The organism is Azospira sp. (genome assembly GCF_030247495.1).
Classification (GTDB): domain Bacteria; phylum Pseudomonadota; class Gammaproteobacteria; order Burkholderiales; family Rhodocyclaceae; genus Azospira; species Azospira oryzae.
In genome coordinates, this window is sequence record NZ_JAOTRW010000006.1 from 70,432 (window position 1) to 95,704 (window position 25,273).

Genomic DNA, 25,273 nt, shown 5'->3' on the forward strand with positions numbered 1-25,273 from the left:
CCTGGACGGATTAAACCCAAGCGGCCTTGAATTCCTTGATCGCTTCGACGAGTTGCTTTTCGCCGTCAGCATCCAGGTCCTTGGACGTTTCCATCTTGGTCACCAGATCGGCGTACTTTTGACGAACGTAGCCGTGCAGGCCCTTCTCGAATTCGAGAACGCGCTTCACGTCGATGTCATCAGCGTAGCCCTTGGTGATGGCGTACAGAGTCACGGCCTGGTCGGCAATGCTCAGCGGGGTGTATTGGCCCTGCTTCAGCACTTCCACGGTACGGCGGCCACGCTCCAGCTGCTTGCGGGTAGCTTCGTCCAGATCGGAAGCAAACTGGGCGAAAGCGGCCAGTTCGCGATACTGGGCCAGGTCGGTACGGATACCGCCGGACAGCTTCTTGATCAGCTTGGTCTGGGCAGCACCACCGACGCGGGACACGGAGATACCGGCGTTGATAGCGGGACGGACACCGGCGTTGAACAGGTCGGTTTCCAGGAAGATCTGACCGTCGGTAATGGAGATCACGTTGGTCGGCACGAAGGCGGACACGTCACCAGCCTGGGTTTCGATCACGGGGAGAGCGGTCAGAGAACCGGTCTTGCCCTTGACTTCGCCGTTGGTCAGCTTTTCCACCCATTCTTCGGAAACACGGGCTGCGCGTTCCAGCAGACGGGAGTGCAGGTAGAACACGTCACCGGGGTAAGCTTCACGGCCGGGAGGACGACGCAGCAGCAGGGAGATCTGGCGATAGGCCCAGGCTTGCTTGGTCAGATCGTCATAAATGATCAGGGCGTCTTCACCGCGGTCGCGGAAGTATTCGCCCATGGTGCAGCCGGCGTAGGGAGCGATGAACTGCAGCGCAGCGGAGTCAGAAGCGGAAGCGGCCACCACGATGGTGTATTCCATGGCACCGTGTTCTTCCAGCTTGCGTACCACGTTGGCGATGGTGGAAGCCTTCTGGCCCACCGCCACGTAGATACACTTCATGTTCTGACCCTTCTGGGCGATGATCGCATCAACGGCCACAGCGGTCTTACCGGTCTGACGGTCACCGATGATCAGTTCGCGCTGGCCGCGGCCGACGGGAACCATGGAATCGATAGCCTTGATACCGGACTGCACGGGCTGGGACACGGACTTCCGCCAGATCACGCCGGGGGCGACCTTCTCGATCTTGTCGGTCAGCTTGTTGCCCAGGGGGCCCTTGCCGTCGATAGGCTGGCCCAGGGCGTTAACCACGCGGCCGATCAGTTCGGGACCAACGGGCACTTCCAGAATGCGACCGGTGCACTTGACGGTGTCACCTTCGGAAATGTGCTCGTATTCACCCAGCACCACGGCGCCCACGGAGTCACGCTCCAGGTTCAGGGCCATACCGAAGGTGTTGCCGGGGAATTCCAGCATTTCGCCTTGCATTACATCCTGCAGGCCGTGAACGCGGCAGATGCCGTCGGTCACCGAGACAACGGTACCCTGCGTGCGGGTCTCGGCGCCCACCTGCAGGTTTTGAATCTTGCTCTTGATCAGTTCGCTGATCTCGGACGGATTCAACTGCATGAATTTCTCCTAGTTCTTGAGCGCCGTAGCCATCGCTTCGAGCTTGCCGCGTACGGAAGCGTCGAGGACCTGGTCACCCACCGCCACTTTGATACCACCGATCAGCGCTGCATCCACCACCACGCGGGGCTGGAGCTTGGAGCTGAAATGGGTTTCAAGTTGGCCCAACAGATTTTTCACTTGCGCGTCATCGAGGGGGAAGGCGCTGTAAACAACGGCTTCCTTGATGCCCTCTTCGGCACTCTTGAGCTGCTCGTAGATTTCCTGGACTTGCGGCAGCAGGGAGAGGCGCTCGTTTGCCGCGAGAACCCGGATAAAACCGGTCACGTCGGCATTCTTGGCAGCCTCGCCGCTGAGCGAGACGAAAAGCTGGGTCAGCTGATCGGCCGAAAGCTTCGGGTTGCCAATGCACTGGACCATTTCGGGGTCCTGTGCAATGACAGCCAGCAGCTTCAGGGTGTCCGACCACTGAGCCAGGGCCTTTCCGTCGCGCGCCAGGCGGAAAACTGCTTCCGCGTAGGGACGAGCGATGGTGACGGATTCAGCCATAAGCGTTACAGATCCTGTTTGATCGTGCTCAGGATGTCAGCGTGGGCCTTGGCGTCGATTTCGCGGCGCAGGATCTTCTCTGCACCGACAACGGCCAGCTCAGCCACGCGCTCACGCAAACCTTCCTTGGCACGCACCACTTCCTGTTCGATCTCGGCCTTGGCAGCGGCGACGATACGGTCAGCTTCAACCTTCGCCTGGGACTTGGCTTCGTCGATGATCTGGGCGGCGCGCTTGTCAGCGCCGGCGATCAGTTCGGAGGCCTTTTCCTTGCCTTCGCGCAGGGCTTCCGCCGAGCGCTTGGTCGCGAGCTCGAGGTCGTGCTTGCCACGATCGGCGGCAGCAAGACCGTCAGAGATTTTTTTCGCTCGCTCGTCGAGCGCCTTCACGATGGGCGGCCACACGAATTTCATCGTGAACCACGCCAAAATGAAGAACACAACGAGCTGGGCGACCAGAGTTGCGTTCAGATTCACGGCTCTAACCCTTTAAAAAAAGTTGTTCGAGGCGCGAATTACTTGAGAACGAACGGGTTGGCGAAGGCGAACATCATGGCGATACCAACGCCAATCAGGAAGGCGGCGTCGATCAGACCGGCCAGCAGGAACATCTTGGTTTGCAGTTCGTTCATCAGTTCGGGCTGGCGAGCGGAGGCTTCCAGGTACTTGGAGCCCATGATGCCGATACCGATACAGGCGCCAATAGCACCCAGACCGATGATCAGACCGGCGGCCAGTGCGACGAAACCGAGGATGTGTTCCATGTTTGCTCCTTGCAAAAGTAGAGGTAGTAAGTTGAAAAGGTAAAACGGGAAACCGTTACGAGATTAGTGGCTCTCGTGGGCCTGACCGATGTACACCAGGGTCAGCATCATGAAGATGAAGGCCTGCAGGGCAACGATCAGGATATGGAAGATGGCCCACACGGAACCGGCGATGACGCCGCCGATCCAGAGGAACGCACCGGTGGCGGTACCGGCCCAGGCAGCACCCATCAGGGCGATCAGCATGAACACCAGTTCGCCGGCGTACATGTTGCCGAACAACCGCATGCCGTGGGACACGGTCTTGGCCAGGAACTCGATCATCTGCATGGCGAAGTTGATCGGGTAGAGCAGGGGATGGCTGCCGAAGGGAGCGGTGAAGAGCTCGTGCACCCAGCCACCCAGACCCTTGATCTTGATGTTGTACCAGATGCAGACCAGCAGCACGCCGATGGACATGCCCAGGGTGCCATTCAGGTCGGCGGTGGGAACCACGCGCAGGAAGGCGTGATGGTCGCCGGAAGCGGCTTGCCAGAGACTGGGCAGCAGATCGACGGGCAGGAAGTCCATGGAGTTCATCAGGAAGATCCAGATGAACACGGTCAGAGCCAGGGGAGCCACGAATTTGCGGGACTCTTCGCTATGCACGATGCCCTTGGCCTGGTTGTTCACCATTTCCAGGACGATTTCCACAGCGGCCTGCATGCGACCGGGAACGCCGGAGGTAACGCTCTTGGCGACACGCCACATGACGAACAGACCGAGGATCCCCATAAGAATGGAGAAAACCACGGTGTCGACGTTGATGACGGAGAAGTCAATAACGGCGGACTGGGCGTGACCGGTGGAATTGAAGTGGGTCAGGTGGTGGACGATGTACTCGCCAGCGGTGGGGGCGTTGGCGGCGTGTTCCGCGACTGCCTCGTGAGCGTTTTCCATTTCAGGATTTCTTCCAAAAAGCCAAAAAACTCGCCTGCAGCGTCACTACCAGGCCGAGCAGCATGGAGGGCCAATGCATCTCGGGATAAACCTTGGCAGCAACAGCCAGAATTCCGATGGTGGCGGCAACCTTGACGAATTCGCCGAGGAAGAAGCCCGCTACGCCGGGACCACCCGGGCGCCGCGCCGCTACAGCCAGGCGCAGGGCGAACAGGGCGTTGGGGAGCAGGCAAGCGCCACCACCCACCGCCGCAGAGGCCGCACCGTGCCCTCCGACGAACAAGCCAAGCAGACCAGCCGTGATTACTACCGCCCAGATTTGGAAAATGATTGCCCGGAACATGATTGATTTTCCGCGGTTTTTCCAAACTGGAGGGAGCGGTTCAAAACCCGAACCAACGTCGCCAGCCGCCGCACACAAAGATAAATAATATAAGAGTTATCCCTTATTTAGTCAATGGAAACGCCGGAACAAAATAAGGGGTTTGCCAGTCGCAGGGCGCCATTCGCGCCTTTGGGATGACATGGCCATGGCAGGACAAATGGTTTCAGGCCTTGTCAGCCCTGCCTCCTACGGGTTTACCGCAGTCCTCGTCCGCCACAGTCGCCGTTTGCAGCCGGACTCAGCGGAAACGGGCCAGCAGTTCGTCGAGCTGGTCCAGGCTGGAGAATTCGATGGCCATCTTGCCGGCGCCCTTCCTGTTGGCCGCCACCGTCACCTTGGCTCCCAGCAGGTCCGACAGTTCTTCCTCCAGCCGCAGCAGATCCCGGTCCTTGGCCTTCTCGACCTTTTTCGGCGGATTCAGCAGGGCCTGCACCAGGCGCTCCGTTTCCCGCACGGAAAGGCCCTTGTGGGCCACCCGGTTGCCCACCTGTATCTGCTCCGCCCCTTCCAGGGAGAGCAGGGCCCGGGCGTGGCCCATGTCCAGCTTGCCTTCCAGCAGCAGTTCCTGGACCGGCGCCGCCAGCTGCAGCAGACGCAGCAGGTTGGAAGCGGCGGGACGGGAGCGGCCAACCGCATCGGCGGCCTGCTGGTGGGTCATCTCGAACTCGTCCACCAGGCGCTGCAGGCCCATGGCTTCTTCCAGGGGATTGAGGTTTTCCCGCTGGATGTTCTCGATGAGGGACATGGCGGCCGCGGCTTCATCGGGGATTTCCCGCACCAGGGTCGGCACTTCGGTCATGCCCGCCATGCGGCAGGCACGCCAGCGGCGTTCGCCGGCGATGATTTCGTAGCCGCCGTTGATCGGCCGCACCAGGATGGGCTGCATGATGCCCTGGGCCTGGATGGAGGCCGCCAGCTCCTTGAGGGAACCTTCGTCCATGCGGGTCCGCGGCTGGTACTTGCCCGGCTTCAGGGCATCGATGGGCAGCGTCCGCTGCTGGTCCTTCTTGGCGTCGGCGGCGTCGCCGGCCAGCAGGGCGTCCAGGCCCCGGCCCAGTCCCTTCATCTTCATGCCGCCACCTCTTGCTGCCGCGGAGCGCCACCGATGCGCTCCAGCATCTCCTCGGCCAGGGCCAGGTAGGACAGGGCGCCCTTGGAGGTCTTGTCGAAGGCGATCACCGGCTTGCCGTAGGACGGGGCCTCGGCCAGACGCACGTTGCGCGGGATGACGGTGCGGTACACCTTGCCGGAGAAGTGGCTCTCCAGTTCGGCGGAAACCTGTTGATTGAGGGTGGACTGGGAGTTGTACATGGTGCGCAGCAGGCCTTCGATTTCCAGGGCGGGATTGAGATTGGCCCGCACCTTGCGCAGGGTGGTGACCAGATCGGTGAGGCCTTCCAGGGCGTAGTACTCGCACTGCATGGGGATCATCACCGCCTGGGCCGCCGCCAGGGCATTCACCGTCAGCAGGTTGAGGGCGGGCGGGCAGTCGATCAGGACGAAGTCGTAGGCCTGGCCGTCCAGGGCCTCCTTGAGGCGGCGCTCCCGCTGGCCCACGTCGATCAGTTCCACTTCGGCCCCGGCCAGTTCCCGGTTGGCGGGAATGACGTCGAAGCCGAATTCGGTCTTGATGGTGGCCTGCTCCAGGGTCGCCGCCCCCAGCAGGATCTGATAGACGGAAGGCAGGGCTTCCTTCTTGAAGATGCCGCAGCCGGTGGTGGCATTGCCCTGGGGGTCCAGGTCGATGAGCAGGACGCGCTGTCCCAGGGTCGCCAGGCAGGCGGCCAGGTTGACGCTGGTGGTGGTCTTGCCGACCCCCCCCTTCTGGTTGGTAATGGCCAGGATCTTCACGCCTTCATTCCTCTCTCAGAACCACCAGATGGCGCGCCCCCTCGACTCCGGGCACGGCCAGCGGGTGTACCGCCTCGACGACAATCCCCGCCGGCAGGCGGGAGAGCTCTTCCTGGGGATAGATCCCCTTCATCGCCAGCCAGCGCCCACCGGGCGCCAGCAGGTGACGGGTGAGACTGACGAAATCGGCCACCTCGGCAAAAGCCCGGGAGGTGATGGCCGCAAACTTCTGTTCCGGTTGCCAGGCCTCCACCCGCAGGCACTGGGCGGAGAGCCCCGGCAGGGGCAGTTCCATGGCGGCCTGCTTCAAGAAGGCCACCTTCTTGGAATTGCTGTCCAGCAGGGTCACCGCCAGGCTTGGCCGGGCAATGGCCAGGGGAATGCCGGGCTGGCCGCCGCCGCTGCCCACGTCCAGCACATTGGCGGGCGCCAGGGCGTCCACAAAGGGCAGGATGGCCAGGGAATCCAGCAGGTGGTGGCTCACCGCCTTGTCCTGGTCGCGCAGGGCGGTCAGGGCATAGACCTTGTTCCACTTGGCGAGCAGGGCCAGGTAGGCGAGCAGTTTACCCTGTGCGGCACCGTCCAGGGGTATTCCGAGGGCATCCAGGCCCTGGGCCAGTTGCTGGGCCTGACTGGAGCCGCTCATCGGGCGCTCCGCTTCAAGTGGATCAGCAGCAGGGAAATGGCCGCCGGGGTGATGCCCTGCAGCCGGGAGGCCTGGCCGATGGTCTCGGGCCGCTGCCGCGACAGGCGCTGGCGCACCTCGTTGGAGAGGCCGTGCACCTGGGCGTAGTCCAGGTCGGCGGGGATCGCCAGGTTCTCGTAATCGGCGGCCTTGGCCACCTCTTCCCGCTGGCGGTCGATGTAGCCCTGGTACTTGGCCTGGATTTCCAGCTGCTCCACCGCCTGGGCATCGGCCAGCACCTCGCCGGCCCCGGGCAGGGTAAGCAGGTTGGCGTAGCTCACGTCGGGACGGCGCAGCAGCTCGAAGAGGTTGTATTCGTGGTCGATGGCCTTGCCCAGGACCCGCATCGCATCGGCTTCCGGCAGGGTCTGGGGGCGCACCCAGGTGCTCTTCAGGCGCTCGGCTTCGGCGGCGATGGCATCCCGCTTGCGGCAGAAGGCATCCCAGCGGGCGTCGTCCACCAGGCCCAGTTCCCGGCCCTTCTCGGTGAGGCGCAGGTCGGCATTGTCTTCCCGCAGCTGCAGGCGGTATTCGGCCCGGCTGGTGAACATGCGGTAGGGCTCGGAGACGCCCCGGGTGATGAGATCGTCCACCAGCACGCCCAGATAAGCCTCGTCCCGGCGCGGGCACCAGGCTTCCTTCTCCTGTACCTGCAGGGCGGCGTTGACGCCCGCCAGCAGGCCCTGGGCCGCCGCTTCCTCGTAGCCGGTGGTGCCGTTGATCTGGCCGGCGAAGAAGAGACCGTTGATGGCCTTGCTCTCCAGGGAGGACTTCAGCCCCCGGGGATCGTAGTAGTCGTACTCGATGGCGTAGCCGGGGCGCAGGATGTGGCAGTTCTCCATGCCGCGGATGGAACGCACGATCTGCAGCTGCACGTCGAAGGGCAGGCTGGTGGAAATGCCGTTGGGGTAGATCTCGTGGGTATCCAGGCCCTCCGGCTCAAGGAAGACGTGGTGGCTGTCCTTGTCGGCGAAGCGGTGGATCTTGTCCTCGATGGAAGGACAGTAGCGGGGACCGACGCCCTCGATCACCCCGGTGTACATGGGGGAGCGGTCCAGGTTGGCGCGGATGATGTCGTGGGTGCGGCTGTTGGTGTCGGTGATCCAGCAGGGCAGCTGCTTCGGGTGCTGGGCCGCGTTGCCGAGGAAGGAGAACACCGGCAGGGGATCATCCGAGTACTGGGGCTCCATCACCGAGAAGTCGATGCTCTTGCCGTCCAGGCGCGGCGGCGTGCCGGTCTTCAGGCGCCCCTGGGGCAGGGCCAGTTCCTTCAGGCGGGCCGCCAGGGAGACGCTGGGAGGGTCGCCCATGCGGCCCCCGGTGTAGTTCTGCAGGCCGACGTGGATCAGGCCGTTCAAGAAGGTGCCGGCGGTCAGCACCACCGCCCGGGCTTCGAAGCGCACCCCCAGCTGGGTCACGGCCCCCACCACCCGGTCGCCTTCGACGATCAGGTCGTCGCAGGCCTGGGCGAAGAGGGTCAGGTTGGGCTGGTTCTCCAGGCGGGTGCGGATGGCCTGCTTGTACAGCACCCGGTCGGCCTGGGCGCGGGTGGCGCGCACCGCCGGGCCCTTGGAGGCGTTGAGGATGCGGAACTGGATGCCGCCCTCGTCGGTGGCCGCCGCCATGGCGCCGCCCAGGGCATCCACCTCCTTCACCAGGTGGCCCTTGCCGATGCCGCCGATGGAGGGATTGCAGCTCATGGCCCCCAGGGTTTCCAGGTTGTGGGTCAGGAGCAGGGTGCGCGCTCCGGCCCGGGCCGCCGCCAGGGCAGCCTCGGTGCCGGCGTGACCGCCGCCGACGACAATGACATCGAACCGGGTGGGAAACAGCATGGGGACTCGTTTACGCAAAAGGCCCGCAGGCAAATCCCACGGGCACTCGGGTAGGGCAAAGGGGCTCGAATGATACGCCAGTTCCATGAAACTTAACAGTTTTCGCCCGAACCGGCGGAGCCCGCCGGCACGTTTCCGGCATTGCTTCGGCAGCCTGCCGGCACGGCTCCCGGAGCGCCACCGGCAGACTGGCCCGGGGCCTTGTCAGGAATTCCCTTGCCGCGGAGTCGGGAATTGACGTAACTTCCGCCAAAATCAATGCCAAGCGCAACCATGGACGCCAACGAACTCGCCGCCCAACAACTCTACAAACTCCAGGGCGAACTGAAGAACAAGAAGGTGCTGGTGGTGGACCGCCACCCGGACGCCCGCAACGCCATGCGCATGATGCTGTCCACCATCGGCATCACCAGCGTCCAGGGGGTCGGCTCGGCCACCGAGGTGCTGCGCCTGGTGAAGAGCAGCAGCTACGACATCATCCTCTCCGACTACCAGCTGGAGGACGGCCGCGACGGCCAGCAGCTGCTGGAGGAGCTGCGCTACAAGCGCCTCATTTCCCTGTCCACCCTGTTCATGGTGGTGACCGGGGAGCGGGCCTACAAGAACGTGGTGTCGGTGGCCGAGCTGGCGCCGGACGACTACCTGATCAAGCCCTTCACCGGCGAGCAGCTTCAGCAGCGCCTGGCCCGGGCCCTGTACAAGAAGTTCGTCTTCCACCAGGCCTACCGCAACGTCGAGCGCAGCCGCTACGAGGACGCCGTCACCGCCTGCGACGACATCATCCAGCAATACCCCCAGTACCAGCACGACGCCCGCCACCTGCAGGCCGACCTGCTCAACAGCCTGGGCCGTTTTGTCGAGGCGGAGGCCGCCTACCGCCAGATGCTGGAACAGAAGGACCTGGCCTGGGCCCGCATGGGCGTGGCCGTGGCGGTGCACGGCCAGGGGCGGGTGGACGAGGCCGTGACCCAGCTCGAGGCCCTGGTGCAGGATTTCCCCGAATACCTGGCCGCCTTCGACTTCCTGGCCAGGCTGCGGGAGGAAAAGGGCGACTCCACCGGTGCCCAGCAGGCCCTGCAGGCCGCCGCCGCCATTTCCCCCAACAACACCATGCGCCAGCGGGCGGTGGGCGACATGGCGGTGCGCAACAACGACCTGGAAGCGGCCGAGCGGGCCTACAACACGGTGCTCAGCCGGGCCCGGGGCTCTTCCCTGCGCAGCATCGACGACTACGCCAACCTGTCCCGGGTCATGCTGGAGAAGGGCAATGTGGCCGGCGCCAAGCTGGTGGCCCAGGACCTGCGCCGGGACTGGCGCGGCGACAAGCAGGGGGAGCTGGCCTCCCTGGTCATCGACAGCCTGGTGCAGACCAAGGAAGGGGCGCCGGACAAGGCGGCCCGCAGCATTGCCGCCGCCATGGAGCTGCACAAGGTCCTGGTGGCCGAGGGCAAGATGGAGGAGAAGCGCCCCCTGTCGCAGAAGGTGGCGGTGGACCTGGCCCACGCCTGCATGGCCAACGGCAAGGAGGCGGACGCCCAGAGCCTGCTGCGCCAGGTGGCGGCGGAGAACAACGAGGACCGGGGCGTGCTGGCCCACATCCAGGGCGTCTTCGAGAAGACCGGCAACGCCGAGGCGGGCAAGGCCCTGCTCGAGGACGTCTCCCGGGAGATCATCCAGATCAACAACCAGGGCGTGCTGGCCGCCCGCAGCGGCGATTTCGACGGCTCGGTGCAGCTGCTGATCGAGGCGGCGGAACGGGTGCCCAACCTGCAGTTCCTGGTCAATGCGGCCAAGTCCATCTACACCCTGATGGACCAGAAGGGCTGGCAGCCGGAACTGGCGGAGCGGGCCCACCGCTATCTGGAAAAGGCCCGCAGCCGCTCCCCGGACGACCCCCGCGTCATATCCGGGCGCGACATGTACCAGCGGGTGGCCCGCAAATACGGGGTTCAGGTCGATACGGACAGCTGATCCGGCGTCGCCGGCCCGGCCCGGCGCCGTACGGGACGACTTGGGGAAAACCCGCTCAGGCCCCTGATCCCAGGGGCTTTTTGGTATCATTTGCGGCTTTTCTCAACCCCGGAAGGACCCACGATGTCCCGCAAAACCCTGATCGCCGCCCTGCTTCCCCTGGCCACCGGTTTGGCCGCCGTTCCTGCCTGGGCCGACATCAATGTGGGCGTCTCCCTGGCCGCCACCGGCCCCGCCGCCTCCCTCGGCATTCCGGAAAAGAACTCCATCGCCCTGCTGCCCACCACCGTGGCCGGCCAGAAGGTGAACTACATCGTCCTCGACGACGCCACCGACTCCACCACCGCGGTGAAGAACATCAAGAAGCTGATCAGCGAAAACAAGGTGGACCTGGTCATCGGCTCCTCCACCACGCCCAGCTCCCTGGCCATGATGGACGTGGCCGTGGAAAACGAGACCCCCATGATCTCCATGGCCGGCTCCGCCATCGTCGTCGAGCCCATGGACGCCAAGCGCCACTGGGTCTTCAAGTCCGCCCAGAACGACGCCCACATGGCCACCGCCATCGTCGAGCACATGACCAACAACAATGTGCACAGCGTCGCCTTCATCGGCTTCGCCGACGCCTACGGCCAGGGCTGGTTCAAGGAATTCGCCAAGATCGCCGAGGCCCGCAAGATCAAGATCGTGGCCAACGAAAGCTACCAGCGCAACGACACCTCGGTCACCGGCCAGACCCTGAAGATTCTCGCCGCCAAGCCCGATGCCGTGCTGGTGGGCGCCGCCGGCACCCCGGCCGTGCTGCCGCAGAAGACCCTGAAGGAGAAGGGCTACAAGGGCGCCATCTACCAGACCCACGGCGTCGCCAATGCGGACTTCCTGCGGGTCGGCGGCAAGGACGTGGAAGGCGCCCTGCTGCCCGTGGGCCCCATGATGGTGGCCGAGCAGCTGCCCAACGACAACCCGGTGAAGAAGTCCGCCCTGGAATACGTGAAGAAGTACGAGGGCGTGCACGGCAAGGGCAGCATCAGCTCCTTCGGCGGCCATGCCTGGGATGCGGGCGTGCTGCTGAGCAACGCCATTCCCGCCGCCCTGAAGAAGGCCCAGCCCGGCACCAAGGAGTTCCGCAAGGCCCTGCGCGACGCCATCGAAGGCAGCAAGAACCTGCCCGCCGCCCACGGCATCTTCAACATGACGCCCCAGGATCACCAGGGCTTCGACCAGCGCGCCCGGGTCATGGTGAAGGTCGAGAACGGCACCTGGAAGCTGATCAAGTAAACCGCTGAACGCCTAACCGTATTACCCAGCCAAACGCCGGCCCCGGGCTTCCCCCGGGGCCGCGGCGTTGAAAGCACTCATGGATCTGCAAATTCTTCTGCTCCTGGGCCAGGACGGCCTCACCAACGGCGCCATCTACGCCCTGCTGGCCCTGGCCCTGGTACTGGTGTTCGCCGTCACCCGGGTGATCTTTCTGCCCCAGGGCGAATTCGTCGCCTACGGCGCCCTCACCCTGGCCGCCATCCAGGCCGGCAAGCTGCCGGGCACGGTATGGCTGGCCGTCATCCTCGGCATCGCCGTGGTCCTGATCGACGGCGGCCTGGCCCTCAAGAGCGGCAACCTGAAGCGCCTGCCCCGCATCGTCCTCGGCAACCTGGGCCTGCCCCTGGTGCTGCTGGGCCTGATCTCCGGCCTGGAGGCGGAGGCCCTGGCGGCCCTCGCCCTGCCCCTGCAGATCCTGCTCACCCTGGGCATCGTCGTGCCCCTGGGCCCCCTGCTCTACCGCCTGGTGTTCCAGCCCATCGCCGAGGCCTCCTCCCTGGTACTGCTGATCGTCGCCGTGGCCCTGCACATGACCCTGATCGGCCTGGGCCTGGTCTTCTTCGGTGCCGAAGGCTTCCGCACCCAGCCCTTCTCCGACGGCGCCCTGGAAATCGGCCCCCTGCTGCTGCAGCACCAGACCCTGTGGATCCTGTTCGCCTCCGCCGCCCTCATCGCCGTGCTCTACGTGCTGTTCGAGCGCACGGTGTACGGCAAGGCCCTGCGCGCCACCGCCCTCAACCGCACCGGCGCCCGCCTCATGGGCATCTCCACCACCATGGCCGGCAAGCTGTCCCTGGGCCTGGCCGCCTTCATCGGCGCCCTCTCCGGCGTGCTGGTCTCGCCCATGACCACCCTCTACTACGACTCGGGCTTCCTCATTGGCCTGAAGGGCTTTGTCGGCGCCATCATCGGCGGCCTCGCCTCCTACCCCGTGGCCGCCCTCGGCGCCGTGCTGGTGGGCCTGCTGGAGTCCTACTCCTCCTTCTACGCCAGCGCCTTCAAGGAAGTGATCGTGTTCACCCTCATCATCCCGGTGCTGGTGTGGCGCTCCCTCACCTCCCACCATGTCGAGGAGGAGGAGGAATGATGTCCGCCAAGCTCTCCCCGGCCCGGGCCATCCTGGCCGCCTTCCTGCTCTTCCTCGCCACCGGCCCCCTGTGGCTGCCGGAGTTCCACGTCACCCTGCTCAACTACATCGGCCTCTACGGCCTGGTGGCCCTGGGCCTGGTGCTGCTCACCGGCGTCGGCGGCCTCACCTCCTTCGGCCAGGCCGCCTTCGTCGGCCTCGGCGCCTACACCACGGCCTACCTGACCACGGCCTACGGCGTCTCTCCCTGGCTGACCCTGCTGGCCGGCCTGGGCCTGACCCTGGCCTTCGCCCTCTGCCTGGGTTTCATCACCCTGCGCCTGTCGGGCCACTTCCTGCCCCTGGGCACCATCGCCTGGGGCATCAGCCTCTACTTCCTCTTCGGCAACCTGGAATGGCTGGGGGGCCACACCGGCATGACTGGCATCCCGGCGGTGTCCCTGTTCGGCCTGGAACTGAAGGACAGCCGCAGCTTCTTCTACCTGATCTGGGTGGTGCTGCTGGGGGCCATGCTGGCCACCCGCAACCTGCTGGATTCCCGGGAAGGCCGGGCCATCCGTGCCCTCAAGGGCGGCACCGTCATGGCCGAGGCCATGGGCGTGAACACGGCCCGCTCCAAGATCGTCATCTTCACCGTGGCGGCGCTCTATGCCTGCGTCTCCGGCTGGCTCTACGCCCACCTGCAGCGCTTCGTGAATCCCACCCCGTTCTCCATCAACCAGGGGGTGGAATTCCTCTTCATGGCGGTGATCGGCGGTGTCGCCCACGTCTGGGGCGCCGTGGTCGGCGCCGGCCTCATCACCGTGCTCAAGCAGTGGCTGCAGGACCTGCTGCCGGAACTGCTGGGCCAGAGCGGCAACTTCGAGGTGATCGTCTTCGGCTTGATGATGATCTTCGTCCTGCACCGGGCCCGCAACGGCCTGTGGCCGGCCATCGCCCGCCTGGTGCCGGCGCCGAAGCAGGAGCGCCACGCCGTGGCCGCGGCCGAGCCCCTGCCGCGGCGCCAGATGCCCGCCGCCGGCACCGTGCTGCTGCAGGCCGAAGGCGTCACCAAGCGCTTCGGCGGCCTGGTGGCGAACAAGGACATGGCCCTGACGGTGCAGGCCGGCGAGGTGATGGCCCTGATCGGACCCAACGGCGCCGGCAAGAGCACCATGTTCAACTGTATTTCCGGCGTCAATCCGCCCAGCGAAGGCCGCATCAGCTTCCTCGGCCAGCCGGTGGCCGGCCTGGAGGCCCGGGACATCGCCCGCCTCGGCCTCTCCCGCACCTTCCAGCACGTGCGCCTGCTCTCGGGCATGACGGTGCTGGAGAATGTGGCCATCGGCGCCCACCTGCGGGGCCGCCACAACTACCTGGCCGCCGGCCTGCGCCTGGAGCGGGCCGAAGAGGCCCGCCTGCTGGCCGAGGCGGCCCGCCAGATCGAGCGCGTGGGCCTGGCCGAACACATGTTCGACGCCGCCGGCAGCCTGGCCCTGGGCAAGCAGCGCATCATCGAAATCGCCCGGGCCCTGGCCGCCGACCCCTGCCTGCTGCTGCTGGACGAGCCCGCCGCCGGCCTGCGCTACCTGGAAAAGCAGGCCCTGGCCGAGCTGCTGCGCAAGCTGCGCGGCGAAGGCATGGGCATCCTGCTGGTGGAGCACGACATGGACTTCGTCATGGGCCTGGCCGACCGGGTGGTGGTCATGGAATTCGGCGAAAAGCTGGCCGAGGGCCTGCCGGAGGAAATCCAGAAAAACCCGGCGGTGCTGGAAGCCTACCTTGGGGGAGTGGAATGATGAACGCCGCGCACGAACCCAAGCCCGTGCTGGAAGTGAGCGACCTGTGCGTCGCCTACGGCAAGGTGGAAGCCCTGCACAAGGTCAGCCTGCGCATCCGCGAGGGCGAGATCGTCACCGTCATCGGCCCCAACGGCGCCGGCAAGACCACCCTGCTCTCCGCCCTGATGGGCCTCTTGCCCTACCGGGGCGAGGTGGCCTACGTCAGCCACAATCTCGATGCCCATGTGGAAGTGGAAGAGCGGGTCGGCCAGGGCCTGACCCTGGTGCCGGAAAAGCGGGAACTGTTCGCCGAGATGAGCGTGGAGGACAACCTGCTGCTGGGCGCCTTCCACCGCTACCGCAGCGGCCTGCGGGACCACGCCCAGACCATGGAGGAGGTATTCGCCCTCTTCCCCCGCCTCAAGGAGCGGCGCACCCAGGCCGCCGGCACCCTGTCCGGCGGCGAGCGCCAGATGCTGGCCATGGGCCGGGCCCTGATGGCCAAGCCGAAACTGCTGATGCTGGACGAGCCTTCCCTGGGCCTCGCCCCCCTCATCATCAAGGAAATCTTCCGCATCGTCGCCGAGCTGAAGCAGACCGGCGTCTCCATCCTGCTGGTGGAACAGAACGCCCGGGCCGCCCTGCAGGTGGCCGACTACGGTTACGTGCTGGAAACCGGCGAGGTCTCCCTGGAAGGCCCCAGCCACGAACTGGCCGACGATCCCCGGGTGATCGAAACCTACCTGGGCCTGGGCGGGAACAAGACCGCCTGAGGCATCGGTCTGGAAGGCAATAGGGACGGCCGTTTCCGCCATCCCTACCCCGCCAGCCGCATCCCGCCTGCCTCCTGGCGAGGGTACATGAAAAAGGCCCGGTGCCGCCCCTCGGCGGCCCGGGCCTTTTCTCTTGCCGGGGGCGGACCTAGGGCTGCAGCTTCCAGGCGCCGTTGTCGATCCTGACCATGACCCGGGCCCGCTGGTCGAAGCCCAGATGGTCCGTCGGCCCCATGTTGTACACCCCATGGCAGCCCACCACGTCCCGGGTGTTTTCCAGGGCCTCGCGCAGGGCCTTGCGGAATTCCGGACTGCCCGGCTGGGCCTTCTTCAGGGCCAGGGGCACGGCGTGCTGCAGCAGCAGGCCCGCATCCCAGACGTGGGCGCCGAAAGTGGAGACGCTGCCCTTGCCGTGCACCGCCTCGTAGCGCCCCACATAGTCCAGGGCCACCTTGCGGATCGGGTTGTCCGCCGGCAACTGGGCCGCCACCAGCACCGGCCCCGCCGGCAGCAAAGTCCCTTCCACCTCCTTGCCGCCGACCCGCAGGAAGTCGCTGTTGGCGACGCCGTGGGTCTGGTAGATCAGGCCCTTGTAACCCCGCTCCCGCAGGGTCTTCTGGGGCAGGGCCGCGGGCGTGCCGGCGCCGCCGATGAGCACCGCGTCCGGCCTGGCCGCCAGCACCTTCAGCACCTGGCCGGTGACCGAGGTGTCGCTGCGGCTGAAACGCTCGTTGGCCACCAGCCGCAGCTTGCGCGCCTCGGCGATCTTGGCGAACTCGTTGAACCAGCCCTCGCCGTAGGCGTCGGCAAAGCCGATGTAGGCGACGCTGCGCACCTGCTGGCTGGTCATGCTTTCCACCAGGGCGGTGGCCATGTGGGCATCGTTCTGGGCCAGCTTGAAGACCCAGCGCCGCTTCTCGTCCATGGGCTCGACGATGCGGCTGGAGGCGGCCAGGGCCAGCATGGGCGTCTCGCCCTCCGCCACCGCGTCGATCATGGCCAGGGAATTGGGGCTGGTGGTGGAACCGACGATGACGTCCACCCGGTGCTCGGCGATCAGCTTGCGCGCATTCTTCACCGCCGCCGTGGTGTCCGAGGCATCGTCGAGGACGATGTAATTGACCTTGTGCCCGCCGATGCTGGCCGGCAGCAGGGCCACGCTGTTCTTCTCGGGAATGCCCAGGGACGCCGCCGGGCCGGTGGCCGAGACGCTGATGCCGACGTTGAGGTCGGCCCGGGCGGGTGCTGCGAACAACAGGGACAGGCCGAGCAGCGATGCGCCCAACCTGGCCCCGGGAATACTCCAGCTTCCTTGCATGGTGCGTTCTCCCTGTGATGTTGTCCTGCGACTACTTGACCAGCTTCCAGGCTCCGTCCTGAATGGTGACCATGACCCGGGCCCGCTGGTCCAGCCCCAGGTGGTCCTGGGCGCTCATGTTGTACACCCCGTGGGCGCCGGCCACGTTGCGGCTCGCCTCCAGGGCGTCGCGCAGGGCCTTGCGGAATTCCCGGCTGCCCGGCTGGGCCTTCTTCAGGGCCGCCGGCACGGCCTGGGCCAGCAGCAGGCCCGCATCCCAGGCATAGCCGCCGAAGGCGGTGACGCTGCCCTTGCCGTGCACCACCTCGTACTTGCCCACGTACTCCACCGCCGACTTCTTCACCGGGTTGTCGTTGGGCAGCTGGGCCGCCACCAGCACCGGGCCGCTGGGCAGCAGGGTGCCCTCCACCTCCTTGCCGCCGACCCGCAGGAAGTCATTGTTGGCGACGCCGTGGGTCTGGTAGATCGGCCCCTTGTAGCCCCGCTCCCGCAGGGCCTTCTGGGGCAGGGCCGCCGGGGTGCCGGCGGCGCCGATGAGGATGGCGTCGGGCTTGGCGGCGAGCAGCTTCAGCACCTGGCCGGTGACCGAGGTGTCGGCCCGGTTGAAGCGCTCATTGCCCACCAGGGCCAGCTTGCGCACCTCCGCCACCTTGGCGAACTCGCCGTACCAGCCTTCGCCGTAGGCGTCGGCAAAGCCGATGTAGGCCACCGTCTTCACGTTGTTGCTGGTCATGTGCTCGACGATGGCGGTGGACATCTGGGCGTCGTTCTGGGGCGTCTTGAACACCCACTTGCGCTTCTCGTCCATGGGCTCGACGATGCGGGCCGAGGCGGCCATGGCGATCATGGGCGTCTCCGCTTCGGCCACGGTGTCGATCATGGCCAGGGAGTTGGGCGTGGTGGTGGAGCCGATGATGAGATCCACCTTGTGCTCACCGATCAGCTTCTTGGCGTTTTTCACCGCCGCCGTGGTGTCCGAGGCGTCGTCGAGGACGATGTAATTGACCTTCTGCCCGCCGATGCTGGCCGGCAGCAGGGCCACGGTATTTTTCTCGGGAATGCCCAGGGATGCCGCCGGACCGGTGGCGGAGAGGGTAATGCCGACATTGAGGTCGGCCAGGGCGGGACGGGATAGGGAAATACAGGCGAGCGGCAGCAATGCCGCCACCAGGGCGTTCAGTTTCATGACTCCTCCACTGCGTTTTTTATATTAGTGCCGCCGGGACGGCGGGGGCTCACACCCAGCGGAGGATCATACCCGGCCCCCTCCCCCCAGGGGAAGAGCGGGCGCCGGAGGAGGATGGTGCCGGCCCGGGGCGCCGGTGGGGGCCCGGAAAGGGCGTCCCGCGGCGGCCCCGCCCGGGATCAGCGGCCGAAGATGCCCTTCAGCAGCCCCCCGACACCGGCCGGAGCCGCCGACTCCACCGCCGCGTCACCGGCGGCCTGCTCCAGGCCCAGGGCCAGGCTGTCGTAGCCGGTCACCCGCACCACCGCGCTCCACACCAGGGGCTTCTTCTCCGCCGGCTTCTGCGGCGGATAGGCAAAGCCCTGGCTCGGCCCGTGGGCCACGGCGGAGACCATGGCCATCTCGGCCTTGGCGAAGATGCCTTCGGGCACCGTGCATTCGCGCTGGCTGCCCGGCAGCATGGGGCTCTTGTTGCGGGCCGCCAGCCACAGCACCACCTCCTTGTCGCCGTTGGCGGCCACGGCGTTGAGATCGTAGCCCCGCACCCGGGTGGAAGCGTCCCAGCTCAGGGAAACGGCGCTACGCAGGTTGGTATTGCCGGCCTTGAGGTTGATGGGCTCAAGGAAATCCATGGCCGCCCCCAGGGTGAAGCGGATGTCCGGCGTCAGGAAGCTGGCCTTGACCACGTGCTCGCCCACTGCCGAGGCGCCGTCGGGCAGGCCCTTGAAGTCCCGGTCACCGGCGGGCCAGTGCAGGGAGCGGGGCGGCAGGCCGTCCACCCCGGCGCCCGGGCCGCCCTTGCCCATGCTGCGGCCCTGGCGGGCCATGGCCATGACCTCGGGCGAGACCTTGCCCGCCATGGTGCGGAAATCCAGGATCTCGGGCTGGCCCTTGGCCACGGCCGGACCACAGCCCCAGTAGATGAGCACCCGGCCATCGGCCTCGCCATCGCTGCCGCCGCCCTGGCCGCCGCTGCGCCGCTCGCCCTTGAGGGGCAGCAGGGGGCCGATGCCCATGGTTTCGGGCACCTGGTGGCTGGCGCTGTAGTCGGGCGGCAGGTCGGCCGGGTTGGTCAGGCGCAGGTCCATGCTGCGACTGGTGCCGGGCTTGCTGCCGAACATCATGCCCATGACCCCGCCCATGCCGCCGGCCCCGAGGCCGGACAGGGTGCGCAGGTTCATTTCGTAGCTGACCGGGGCCGCGACCGCCGACAGGTGCGCCGCCCCCAGGGAAAGGACCAGGACGGCGGGGGAGAGGGAAGAAAGACGCGTGGCCACGGCAGCACCTCCGGCTGGGAATGGGAAAAACCCATTCTAGACCAGGAAAAATGCCACCGGGGTTAGCCCGGCGGGGCCTACTTGCCGATGCAGAAGCGGCCGAAGATTTCGCCGAGCAGGTCGTCGGCGGTGAACTCGCCGGTGATGTGGCAGAGGGCGTTCTGGGCCAGGCGCAGTTCCTCGGCGAAAAGCTCCAGGGCCGGCAGGCGCTGGCGCGACAGCTGCAGGTGCTCCTGGGCGGCAGCCAGGGCCCGCAGGTGGCGCTCCCGGGCGATGAAGACGTCTTCCGCCTCGTGCCAGCCGGCGATGCGCAGCAGCTCCCGACGCAGCAGGTCGAGGCCGGCGCCGCTCTTGGCGGAAAGGGAAATGGCCACGCAGCCCTCCCCTCCTTCCGGCTCCTCATGGCGCTCCGGCGCCCGGTCGGTGAGGTCGATCTTGTTGTAGACGGTGATGCGCGGCAGGTCCGGCGGCAGACGCCTGAGGATGGCCTCCTCCCCATGGGCGATGCCTTCCCGGGCATCGGCCAGCAGCACCAGCACATCGGCCTTCTCGATCTCGCGCCAGGTGCGCTCGATGCCCAGGCGCTCCACCTCGTCCTCCGTCTCCCGCAGGCCGGCGGTGTCGATGACGTGGAGCGGGATGCCCTCGATCTGCAGGTTGCCCCGCACCACGTCCCGGGTGGTGCCGGCGATGGGGGTGACGATGGCCAGCTCGTCGCCGGCCAGGCCGTTGAGCAGGCTGGACTTGCCCACGTTGGGCTGGCCGGCCAGCACCACGTGCAGGCCGTTCTGCAGCAGGCGGCCCTGGCGGGCCCGGTCGAACACCGCCTCCAGCCTGGCCGCCAGGCTGTCCAGGCGGCCGAAGGCGTTGGCCGCCTTGAGGAAGTCGATCTCCTCCTCGGGAAAGTCCAGGGTGGCCTCGGTCAGGGCCCGCAGTTCGATCAGCTCGTCGGTGAGGACGCGGATCTCCCGGGAGAACTCTCCCTGCAGGGAGCGCACGGCGCTGCGGGCGGCGGCCTGGGTGGTGGCGTCGATGAGGTCGGCCACGGCTTCGGCCTGGGCCAGGTCCAGCTTGCCGTTGAGGAAGGCGCGGCGGGTGAACTCGCCAGGCTCGGCGAGACGGGCGCCCAGGTCCAGGCAGCGGGCCAGCAGCATCTGCAGCACCACCGGGCCGCCGTGGCCCTGCAGTTCCAGGACGTCCTCGCCGGTGAAGGAGGACGGGTTGGGGAAGAAGAGCAGCAGGCCGCTGTCGATGACGCTGCCGTCGGCGGCGCGGAAATCGGCCAGGGTGGCGTGGCGCGGCCGGGGCAGCCTGCCCGTGAGCTGTTCGGCCAGGGGCAGCAGGCCGCTGCCGGAGATGCGCACGACCCCGACGCCGCCCCGGCCGGGAGCGGTGGCAATGGCGGCGATGGTGTCGGTGCGGGGCATCATGGCGGGGAGGATTCCGGAGCGTTAACGAAAAAAAGGCCGCCCTCAGGCGGCCTTTTCGCGGACATCAGGCCTTGGCGTCGTTGGCCGCCTTGCCGCCAGCCTCGATCATGCGGGTGATCTGCCACTGCTGGGCGATGGACAGCACGTTGTTCACCACCCAGTACAGCACCAGGCCGGCCGGGAAGAAGAAGAACATGAAGCCGAAGACGAAGGGCATCATCATCATGACCTTGGCCTGGATGGGGTCCGGCGGGGTCGGGTTGAGACGGGTCTGGATCACCATGGTGGCGATCATGATCACCGGCAGGATGTAGAACGGGTCCTGGGCGGAGAGGTCGTGAATCCAGCCGACCCACGGCGCGTTGCGCATTTCCACGGCGCCCAGCAGCACCCAGTAGAGGGCGATGAACACGGGAATCTGGATCAGGATGGGCAGACAGCCGCCGAGGGGATTGATCTTTTCCTTGCGGTACAGATCCATCATCTCCTGGTTCATGCGCTGGCGGTCGTCGGCGAAGTGCTCCTTGATGTGCTGCAGGCGCGGCGTCACCTGGCGCATCTTGGCCATGGACTTGTAGGAGGCGGCGGAGAGGGGGAAGAAGATCAGCTTCAGGGCGATGGTCAGGACCACGATGGCCCAGCCCCAGTTGCCCACCAGCTTGTGAATCCACTCCAGGGCCCAGAAGATGGGCGCGGCGATGACGGTCAGCCAGCCGTAGTCCACCACCAGGTCCAGGCCTTCGGCGACCTGCTTGAGCTGGGACTGGATCTGGGGACCGGCGAAGAGGGGCACGCTGACGCTGCCCTGGGCACCGGCTTCCACCTGGGCCACGGGCACGATGACGCCGGCGGAATAGACGCCGGGCTTGCCGTCGGCCGGAGCTTCCACCTTGCGCACGAAGAATTCGCGGGGCGACTTGCCCTGGGGCACGAAGGCGGAAACGAAGTAGTGCTGCACCATGGCCACCCAGCCGTTGTCGGCGTTCTGGGGCACCTTGGCCTTGCCCTTCTCGATGTCGGAGAAGGCCAGCTTGTGGAACTTGTCCTGCTCGGTATACAGGGCCGGGCCGGTATAAACGCTGACCATGGAGGACTCGCCGGCCGGCGCCTTGTCGTCCCGGGCCAGCTGGAAGTAGGCATGGGGGGCGATGGCCTTGGCGCTGCCATTGTGGATTTCATAACCCACGTCCACCAGGAAGGAGCCCTTGCGGAAGGTATAGACCTTGGTCACCTTAACGCCGTCGGTCACGGCTTCCAGGCGCACCTGCAGTTCCTTGCTGTCGCCCATCTCGCGGGGGCCGGGCAGCACCTTGAACATGGTCTTGTGGGTCGGCAGGCCGTCACCGATCAGGCCGCTCTGGGCGCTGTAGCGGTGGTCCTCGCCGAACAGCTGGAAGGGCTTGCTCTCGTCGGTGGCCGACTTGTAGCCGGGCAGTTCGAGACGCACCAGATCGCCGCCCTGGGTGGAGATGTCGGCCACCATCAGGTCGGTGGTGATGGTGACGGTCTCGGCCTTGACCGGCGCCGGCGCGGCGACGGCTGCGGCAACGGCGGCAGCGCCGGACTGCAGCGTGGCGGAGGGAGCGGGTGCGGCCCCGGCCTGGGTGGCAGCGGCGGTGGCCGGCACATCCTTGGGCTGGTTATGTTTCACCCAGGCGTCCCACAACATGATGATGGAGACGGCGAAGATCAGGAACAGGAACAGGCGACGGTTATCCATGCACAGCCTATCGATTGCAGGTTTTGGAATTCATGGCGCGGCGTGGCGCAGCCACTTAGGGCACCGGATCGTAACCGCCGGGATGGAAGGGATGGCAGCGCAGCAGCCGCCGCGAGCCCAACCACAGCCCCTTGATCACGCCGTGCTTCTTCAGAGCCTCGGCAGTATAGTCGGAACAGCTCGGTTCGAAACGACAATTACGACCCAGCATGGGGCTGATGGCGTATTTGTAGACGCGCAACAGCAGCAGGAACGGCATGATGCTGAGGGCTCTGAGTCGTTTCATTACCGAGGCTCCGGTGCTGCCGGGTTTGCGGCGGGCGGCGGGTTTCCGGCATCCCGGGGCTCCGCCAGGCGACGGCTGAGGCGCCGCAACAGGCCGGCGATCTCGGCCGCCATTTCCGCCTTGCTCGGCCGCGGCTTGGCCTTATCCAGGGAAACCCCCAGACGCAGGATCAAATCCACCGCCGGGAAATCCTGCCGCTGCAGGCGGAAGGCTTCCCGGGCCAGGCGCTTCACCCGGTTGCGGCCGACGGAGGCACGGCACAGCTTCTTGCCGACCACCAGGCCCAGGCGGGCGCCCTGTCGGGCCTCCTCCGGACTGCAAAGACGCCAGTGCAGGAGGAAGTAAGGGCCTTTTATGGCCCTCCGAAAACCAAAAACGGATGAAAACTCATCCGTTTTGGTCAAGCGGTAGCGCTTGGGGAAGGGAAAGCGCTGGGGGGCCTGGAGTCGAGACTCGTCAGACACCGGCGTCACCTCCCCGGAGCTACCGGGCAGGTCAGGTCCGATCAAACGGCCAGACGCTTGCGGCCCTTGGCGCGGCGGGCGCGGATGACGGCGCGGCCACCCTTGGTCTTCATGCGGACCAGGAAGCCGTGGGTACGCTTGCGACGGACGACGGAGGGTTGGTAAGTGCGCTTCATGTCTTAAGTCCTTGATGCTTGGGGAAAGATAAACGCGCAATTAGAATGGGTTAACCCCCGGGCTGTCAAGAACAAAACGATTGGCCGCCCCGGGAAAATTCGCCCCGGCCTGTGGATAACTTTTCCCAGACAGGCTAAAATGCGCCTTCGCTCTGGCCGGCAGCGCCATTGTAAAAATGCAACAAGCCCGCTGCCGCCTTTTCCGGAGCACGCGATTCCCGGCGGCGCGGCCCTGGCCTGTGCCCCGTTCCCAGCCTATTGAAGCGTAGGCTTTTTTATTTTCCGGGTCGGGCCCTGCGGGGCCCCATCCTGCCGGCCCGGGGGCTGCGGCCTCCGAACCGGACTTGTCCCCGGCTGACGGGGCGCCCCCGGCGTCCGGTTTCCGAGTGGTTGAGGTAATGAGCGGTTTCTGGTCAATCTGTCTGAGCCAGTTCGAACAAGAACTGCCGCCCCAGCAATTCAACACCTGGATCAAGCCCCTGCGGCTGGAAGGCGAGGACAACCTCGCCGAAGGCCTGCGCCTGCTCGCGCCCAACGGCTTCATCCTGAAGTGGGTGAAGGAGCGCTACCTGTCCCGCATCGAGGAGCTGGCCCACAGCCACTTCTCCGCCCCTGTCGCCATCAGCCTGGGCATCGGCGGCGGCCGCACCGCCGTGGCTGTGGCCCGGCCCACGGCGCCGGCAGCCGCACCCGCCGAGATTCCCGCCGCCGCCCCCCGAACCATGGCCCCGGCACCTGCCGCCGCCCCGGCACCGGCTCCCGCCGCCCGCCGCAATAACGGCCCCCAGAGCAGCTACGAGAAGACCCGCCTGATTCCCGGCTTCACTTTCGACAACCTGGTGGTGGGCAAGGCCAACGACCTGGCCCGGGCTGCCGCCATGCAGGTAGCCCAGAATCCGGGCGTCTCCTACAACCCCCTGTTCATCTACGGCGGCGTCGGCCTGGGCAAGACCCACGTCATCCACGCCATCGGCAACGCCATCCTGCAGGCCGATCCGGACAAGGTGGTGCGCTACGTGCACGCCGAGGACTATTACTCGGATGTGGTGCGGGCCTACCAGCAGAAATCCTTCGACGTCTTCAAGCGCTATTACAAGTCCCTGGACGTGCTGCTGGTGGACGACGTGCAGTTCTTCAACGGCAAGAACCGCACCCAGGAAGAGTTCTTCTTCGTCTTCAACGCCCTCACCGAAGCCAAGAAGCAGATCATCATCACCTGCGACACCTACCCGAAAGACATCAACGGCCTCGACGACCGCCTGGTGACACGCTTCGACTGGGGCCTGACGGTGCAGATCGAGCCGCCCGAGACGGAAATGCGGGTGGCCATCCTGAAGAAGAAGGCCGAAGCCGAGGGCGTGGCCCTGGACGACGAGGTAGCCTTCTTCATCGCCAAGCACCTGCGTTCCAATGTGCGGGAGCTGGAAGGCGCCCTGAAGAAGGTGCTGGCCTATTCCCTCTTCCACGGCCGCGAGATCGCCCTGGACCTGGCCAAGGACGCCCTCAAGGACGTCATCGGTGCCTTCAACCGGCAGATCACGGTGGAGAACATCCAGAAGACCGTGGCCGAGTACTACAAGATCAAGGTGGCCGACCTCTATTCCAAGAAACGCACCCGGGCCATCGCCCGGCCGCGCCAGGTGGCCATGTGGCTGGCCAAGGACCTGACGCCCCACAGCTACCCCATGATCGGGGATGCCTTCGGCGGCCGGGACCACACCACGGTATTGCATGCGGTCCGCACCATCGACACCCTGCGGGCCAAGGACAACGAACTGAACCACGACCTGCACGTGCTGCTGCAGGTCCTGAAAGGCTGAAAAGCCTGCACTTATGTCGTGCCCCGGGTTTTTTCCCGGGATGAAATGTGGATAATCGAGGTTTCGCCGTGGGCAGCCCCGATTTTCCCAGGCTTCACCCGGTGACCCGCCCTTTTGCGCGGGCAGCCGGAG

Annotated in this window: 24 protein-coding genes; 6 read left to right on the forward strand and 18 right to left on the reverse strand. The window is 66.1% G+C overall.

Annotation, left to right across the window (positions count from 1 at the left end; translation table 11 throughout):
* Positions 1–10: 10 nt before the first annotated feature.
* From atpA to mnmG, 10 genes are all read right to left on the reverse strand, one after another.
* Complete coding sequence (atpA, locus tag OEL49_RS10145) at positions 11–1,549, reverse strand: F0F1 ATP synthase subunit alpha (protein WP_014235962.1); 1,539 nt, start codon at positions 1,547–1,549, stop codon at positions 11–13.
* Positions 1,550–1,558: 9 nt separating this feature from the next.
* A complete protein-coding gene (locus OEL49_RS10150) occupies positions 1,559–2,098 on the reverse strand; it encodes a F0F1 ATP synthase subunit delta (RefSeq protein ID WP_014235961.1) in 540 nt (179 codons plus the stop codon).
* A gap of 5 nt (positions 2,099–2,103) precedes the next feature.
* Entirely contained in the window at positions 2,104–2,574 is a 471-nt protein-coding gene (locus tag OEL49_RS10155) for a F0F1 ATP synthase subunit B (RefSeq protein ID WP_014235960.1), read from the reverse strand.
* A gap of 38 nt (positions 2,575–2,612) precedes the next feature.
* Entirely contained in the window at positions 2,613–2,861 is a 249-nt protein-coding gene (atpE, locus tag OEL49_RS10160) for a F0F1 ATP synthase subunit C (RefSeq protein WP_014235959.1), read from the reverse strand.
* A gap of 63 nt (positions 2,862–2,924) precedes the next feature.
* A complete protein-coding gene (atpB, locus tag OEL49_RS10165) occupies positions 2,925–3,800 on the reverse strand; it encodes a F0F1 ATP synthase subunit A (RefSeq protein ID WP_130459601.1) in 876 nt (291 codons plus the stop codon).
* Between the two features lies 1 nt (position 3,801).
* Positions 3,802–4,143, reverse strand: coding sequence for an ATP synthase subunit I (locus tag OEL49_RS10170; protein WP_130459602.1), 342 nt, complete (start codon positions 4,141–4,143; stop codon positions 3,802–3,804).
* Positions 4,144–4,423: 280 nt separating this feature from the next.
* Positions 4,424–5,257 carry a ParB/RepB/Spo0J family partition protein gene (locus OEL49_RS10175; RefSeq protein WP_014235956.1) on the reverse strand — a complete coding sequence of 278 codons (834 nt, stop codon included), beginning with the start codon at positions 5,255–5,257 and terminating at the stop codon, positions 4,424–4,426.
* On the reverse strand, positions 5,254–6,036 hold the full coding sequence (locus tag OEL49_RS10180) for a ParA family protein (protein ID WP_014235955.1): 783 nt from the start codon (positions 6,034–6,036) through the stop codon (positions 5,254–5,256). The genes OEL49_RS10175 and OEL49_RS10180 overlap by 4 nt, the downstream gene beginning before the upstream one ends.
* A gap of 4 nt (positions 6,037–6,040) precedes the next feature.
* On the reverse strand, positions 6,041–6,682 hold the full coding sequence (gene rsmG, locus OEL49_RS10185; RefSeq protein ID WP_152090194.1) for a 16S rRNA (guanine(527)-N(7))-methyltransferase RsmG: 642 nt from the start codon (positions 6,680–6,682) through the stop codon (positions 6,041–6,043).
* The gene (gene mnmG / locus OEL49_RS10190; protein WP_287874602.1) at positions 6,679–8,553 is read right to left on the reverse strand and encodes a tRNA uridine-5-carboxymethylaminomethyl(34) synthesis enzyme MnmG; all 1,875 of its coding nucleotides are present in this window, start codon (positions 8,551–8,553) and stop codon (positions 6,679–6,681) included. The genes rsmG and mnmG overlap by 4 nt, the downstream gene beginning before the upstream one ends.
* A 273-nt stretch (positions 8,554–8,826) precedes the next feature.
* Here mnmG and OEL49_RS10195 point away from each other — a divergent pair, with 273 nt between their 5' ends.
* The 5 genes from OEL49_RS10195 to OEL49_RS10215 all read left to right on the forward strand — a co-directional run bounded on the left by OEL49_RS10195 (position 8,827) and on the right by OEL49_RS10215 (position 15,464).
* On the forward strand, positions 8,827–10,524 hold the full coding sequence (locus OEL49_RS10195; protein WP_287874603.1) for a tetratricopeptide repeat-containing response regulator: 1,698 nt from the start codon (positions 8,827–8,829) through the stop codon (positions 10,522–10,524).
* Positions 10,525–10,647: 123 nt separating this feature from the next.
* Entirely contained in the window at positions 10,648–11,802 is a 1,155-nt protein-coding gene (locus OEL49_RS10200; protein ID WP_130459606.1) for an ABC transporter substrate-binding protein, read from the forward strand.
* A gap of 79 nt (positions 11,803–11,881) precedes the next feature.
* Positions 11,882–12,931 carry a branched-chain amino acid ABC transporter permease gene (locus OEL49_RS10205; RefSeq protein WP_014235950.1) on the forward strand — a complete coding sequence of 350 codons (1,050 nt, stop codon included), beginning with the start codon at positions 11,882–11,884 and terminating at the stop codon, positions 12,929–12,931.
* A complete protein-coding gene (locus OEL49_RS10210) occupies positions 12,931–14,709 on the forward strand; it encodes an ABC transporter permease subunit (RefSeq protein ID WP_043797709.1) in 1,779 nt (592 codons plus the stop codon). Before OEL49_RS10205 ends, OEL49_RS10210 begins: the two co-directional genes overlap by 1 nt.
* Entirely contained in the window at positions 14,709–15,464 is a 756-nt protein-coding gene (locus tag OEL49_RS10215) for an ABC transporter ATP-binding protein (RefSeq protein ID WP_014235948.1), read from the forward strand. The genes OEL49_RS10210 and OEL49_RS10215 overlap by 1 nt, the downstream gene beginning before the upstream one ends.
* A 148-nt stretch (positions 15,465–15,612) precedes the next feature.
* Here OEL49_RS10215 and OEL49_RS10220 read toward each other — a convergent pair whose 3' ends face one another.
* The 8 genes from OEL49_RS10220 to rpmH form a co-directional block, all read right to left on the reverse strand.
* Positions 15,613–16,782, reverse strand: a complete 1,170-nt coding sequence (locus OEL49_RS10220; protein WP_014235947.1) for an ABC transporter substrate-binding protein — start codon at positions 16,780–16,782, stop codon at positions 15,613–15,615.
* A 31-nt stretch (positions 16,783–16,813) separates the two neighbouring features.
* Entirely contained in the window at positions 16,814–17,968 is a 1,155-nt protein-coding gene (locus OEL49_RS10225; protein WP_287874604.1) for an ABC transporter substrate-binding protein, read from the reverse strand.
* Positions 17,969–18,147: 179 nt separating this feature from the next.
* On the reverse strand, positions 18,148–19,245 hold the full coding sequence (locus OEL49_RS10230; RefSeq protein ID WP_014235945.1) for a hypothetical protein: 1,098 nt from the start codon (positions 19,243–19,245) through the stop codon (positions 18,148–18,150).
* Between the two features lie 77 nt (positions 19,246–19,322).
* Complete coding sequence (gene mnmE, locus OEL49_RS10235; RefSeq protein ID WP_287874605.1) at positions 19,323–20,675, reverse strand: tRNA uridine-5-carboxymethylaminomethyl(34) synthesis GTPase MnmE; 1,353 nt, start codon at positions 20,673–20,675, stop codon at positions 19,323–19,325.
* 64 nt (positions 20,676–20,739) lie between these two features.
* The gene (yidC, locus tag OEL49_RS10240; RefSeq protein WP_014235943.1) at positions 20,740–22,395 is read right to left on the reverse strand and encodes a membrane protein insertase YidC; all 1,656 of its coding nucleotides are present in this window, start codon (positions 22,393–22,395) and stop codon (positions 20,740–20,742) included.
* A 55-nt stretch (positions 22,396–22,450) separates the two neighbouring features.
* On the reverse strand, positions 22,451–22,681 hold the full coding sequence (gene yidD, locus OEL49_RS10245; RefSeq protein WP_014235942.1) for a membrane protein insertion efficiency factor YidD: 231 nt from the start codon (positions 22,679–22,681) through the stop codon (positions 22,451–22,453).
* Positions 22,681–23,190 carry a ribonuclease P protein component gene (gene rnpA / locus OEL49_RS10250; protein WP_287874606.1) on the reverse strand — a complete coding sequence of 170 codons (510 nt, stop codon included), beginning with the start codon at positions 23,188–23,190 and terminating at the stop codon, positions 22,681–22,683. Before rnpA ends, yidD begins: the two co-directional genes overlap by 1 nt.
* Entirely contained in the window at positions 23,187–23,321 is a 135-nt protein-coding gene (gene rpmH, locus OEL49_RS10255) for a 50S ribosomal protein L34 (protein ID WP_014235940.1), read from the reverse strand. Before rpmH ends, rnpA begins: the two co-directional genes overlap by 4 nt.
* A 398-nt stretch (positions 23,322–23,719) precedes the next feature.
* Between rpmH and dnaA the strand changes: the two genes are divergently transcribed.
* Positions 23,720–25,141: a chromosomal replication initiator protein DnaA gene (gene dnaA, locus OEL49_RS10260; RefSeq protein ID WP_014235939.1), complete on the forward strand. Its 1,422-nt coding sequence runs from the start codon at positions 23,720–23,722 to the stop codon at positions 25,139–25,141.
* Positions 25,142–25,273: the final 132 nt, after the last annotated feature.

What these genes read in the sequence shown, in the direction of transcription:
- OEL49_RS10220 (WP_014235947.1), bottom strand. Translation starts at nt 16,782, where the DNA reads ATGCAAGGAAGCTGGAGTATTCCCGGGGCCAGGTTGGGCGCATCGCTG.
- yidC (WP_014235943.1), bottom strand. Translation starts at nt 22,395, where the DNA reads ATGGATAACCGTCGCCTGTTCCTGTTCCTGATCTTCGCCGTCTCCATC.
- mnmG (WP_287874602.1), bottom strand. Translation starts at nt 8,553, where the DNA reads ATGCTGTTTCCCACCCGGTTCGATGTCATTGTCGTCGGCGGCGGTCAC.
- OEL49_RS10200 (WP_130459606.1), top strand. Translation starts at nt 10,648, where the DNA reads ATGTCCCGCAAAACCCTGATCGCCGCCCTGCTTCCCCTGGCCACCGGT.
- atpE (WP_014235959.1), bottom strand. Translation starts at nt 2,861, where the DNA reads ATGGAACACATCCTCGGTTTCGTCGCACTGGCCGCCGGTCTGATCATC.
- atpB (WP_130459601.1), bottom strand. Translation starts at nt 3,800, where the DNA reads ATGGAAAACGCTCACGAGGCAGTCGCGGAACACGCCGCCAACGCCCCC.
- OEL49_RS10195 (WP_287874603.1), top strand. Translation starts at nt 8,827, where the DNA reads ATGGACGCCAACGAACTCGCCGCCCAACAACTCTACAAACTCCAGGGC.
- OEL49_RS10210 (WP_043797709.1), top strand. Translation starts at nt 12,931, where the DNA reads ATGTCCGCCAAGCTCTCCCCGGCCCGGGCCATCCTGGCCGCCTTCCTG.
- OEL49_RS10150 (WP_014235961.1), bottom strand. Translation starts at nt 2,098, where the DNA reads ATGGCTGAATCCGTCACCATCGCTCGTCCCTACGCGGAAGCAGTTTTC.
- OEL49_RS10215 (WP_014235948.1), top strand. Translation starts at nt 14,709, where the DNA reads ATGAACGCCGCGCACGAACCCAAGCCCGTGCTGGAAGTGAGCGACCTG.
- OEL49_RS10205 (WP_014235950.1), top strand. Translation starts at nt 11,882, where the DNA reads ATGGATCTGCAAATTCTTCTGCTCCTGGGCCAGGACGGCCTCACCAAC.
- dnaA (WP_014235939.1), top strand. Translation starts at nt 23,720, where the DNA reads ATGAGCGGTTTCTGGTCAATCTGTCTGAGCCAGTTCGAACAAGAACTG.
- mnmE (WP_287874605.1), bottom strand. Translation starts at nt 20,675, where the DNA reads ATGATGCCCCGCACCGACACCATCGCCGCCATTGCCACCGCTCCCGGC.
- atpA (WP_014235962.1), bottom strand. Translation starts at nt 1,549, where the DNA reads ATGCAGTTGAATCCGTCCGAGATCAGCGAACTGATCAAGAGCAAGATT.
- OEL49_RS10225 (WP_287874604.1), bottom strand. Translation starts at nt 17,968, where the DNA reads ATGAAACTGAACGCCCTGGTGGCGGCATTGCTGCCGCTCGCCTGTATT.
- OEL49_RS10170 (WP_130459602.1), bottom strand. Translation starts at nt 4,143, where the DNA reads ATGTTCCGGGCAATCATTTTCCAAATCTGGGCGGTAGTAATCACGGCT.
- OEL49_RS10175 (WP_014235956.1), bottom strand. Translation starts at nt 5,257, where the DNA reads ATGAAGATGAAGGGACTGGGCCGGGGCCTGGACGCCCTGCTGGCCGGC.
- rpmH (WP_014235940.1), bottom strand. Translation starts at nt 23,321, where the DNA reads ATGAAGCGCACTTACCAACCCTCCGTCGTCCGTCGCAAGCGTACCCAC.
- yidD (WP_014235942.1), bottom strand. Translation starts at nt 22,681, where the DNA reads ATGAAACGACTCAGAGCCCTCAGCATCATGCCGTTCCTGCTGCTGTTG.
- rsmG (WP_152090194.1), bottom strand. Translation starts at nt 6,682, where the DNA reads ATGAGCGGCTCCAGTCAGGCCCAGCAACTGGCCCAGGGCCTGGATGCC.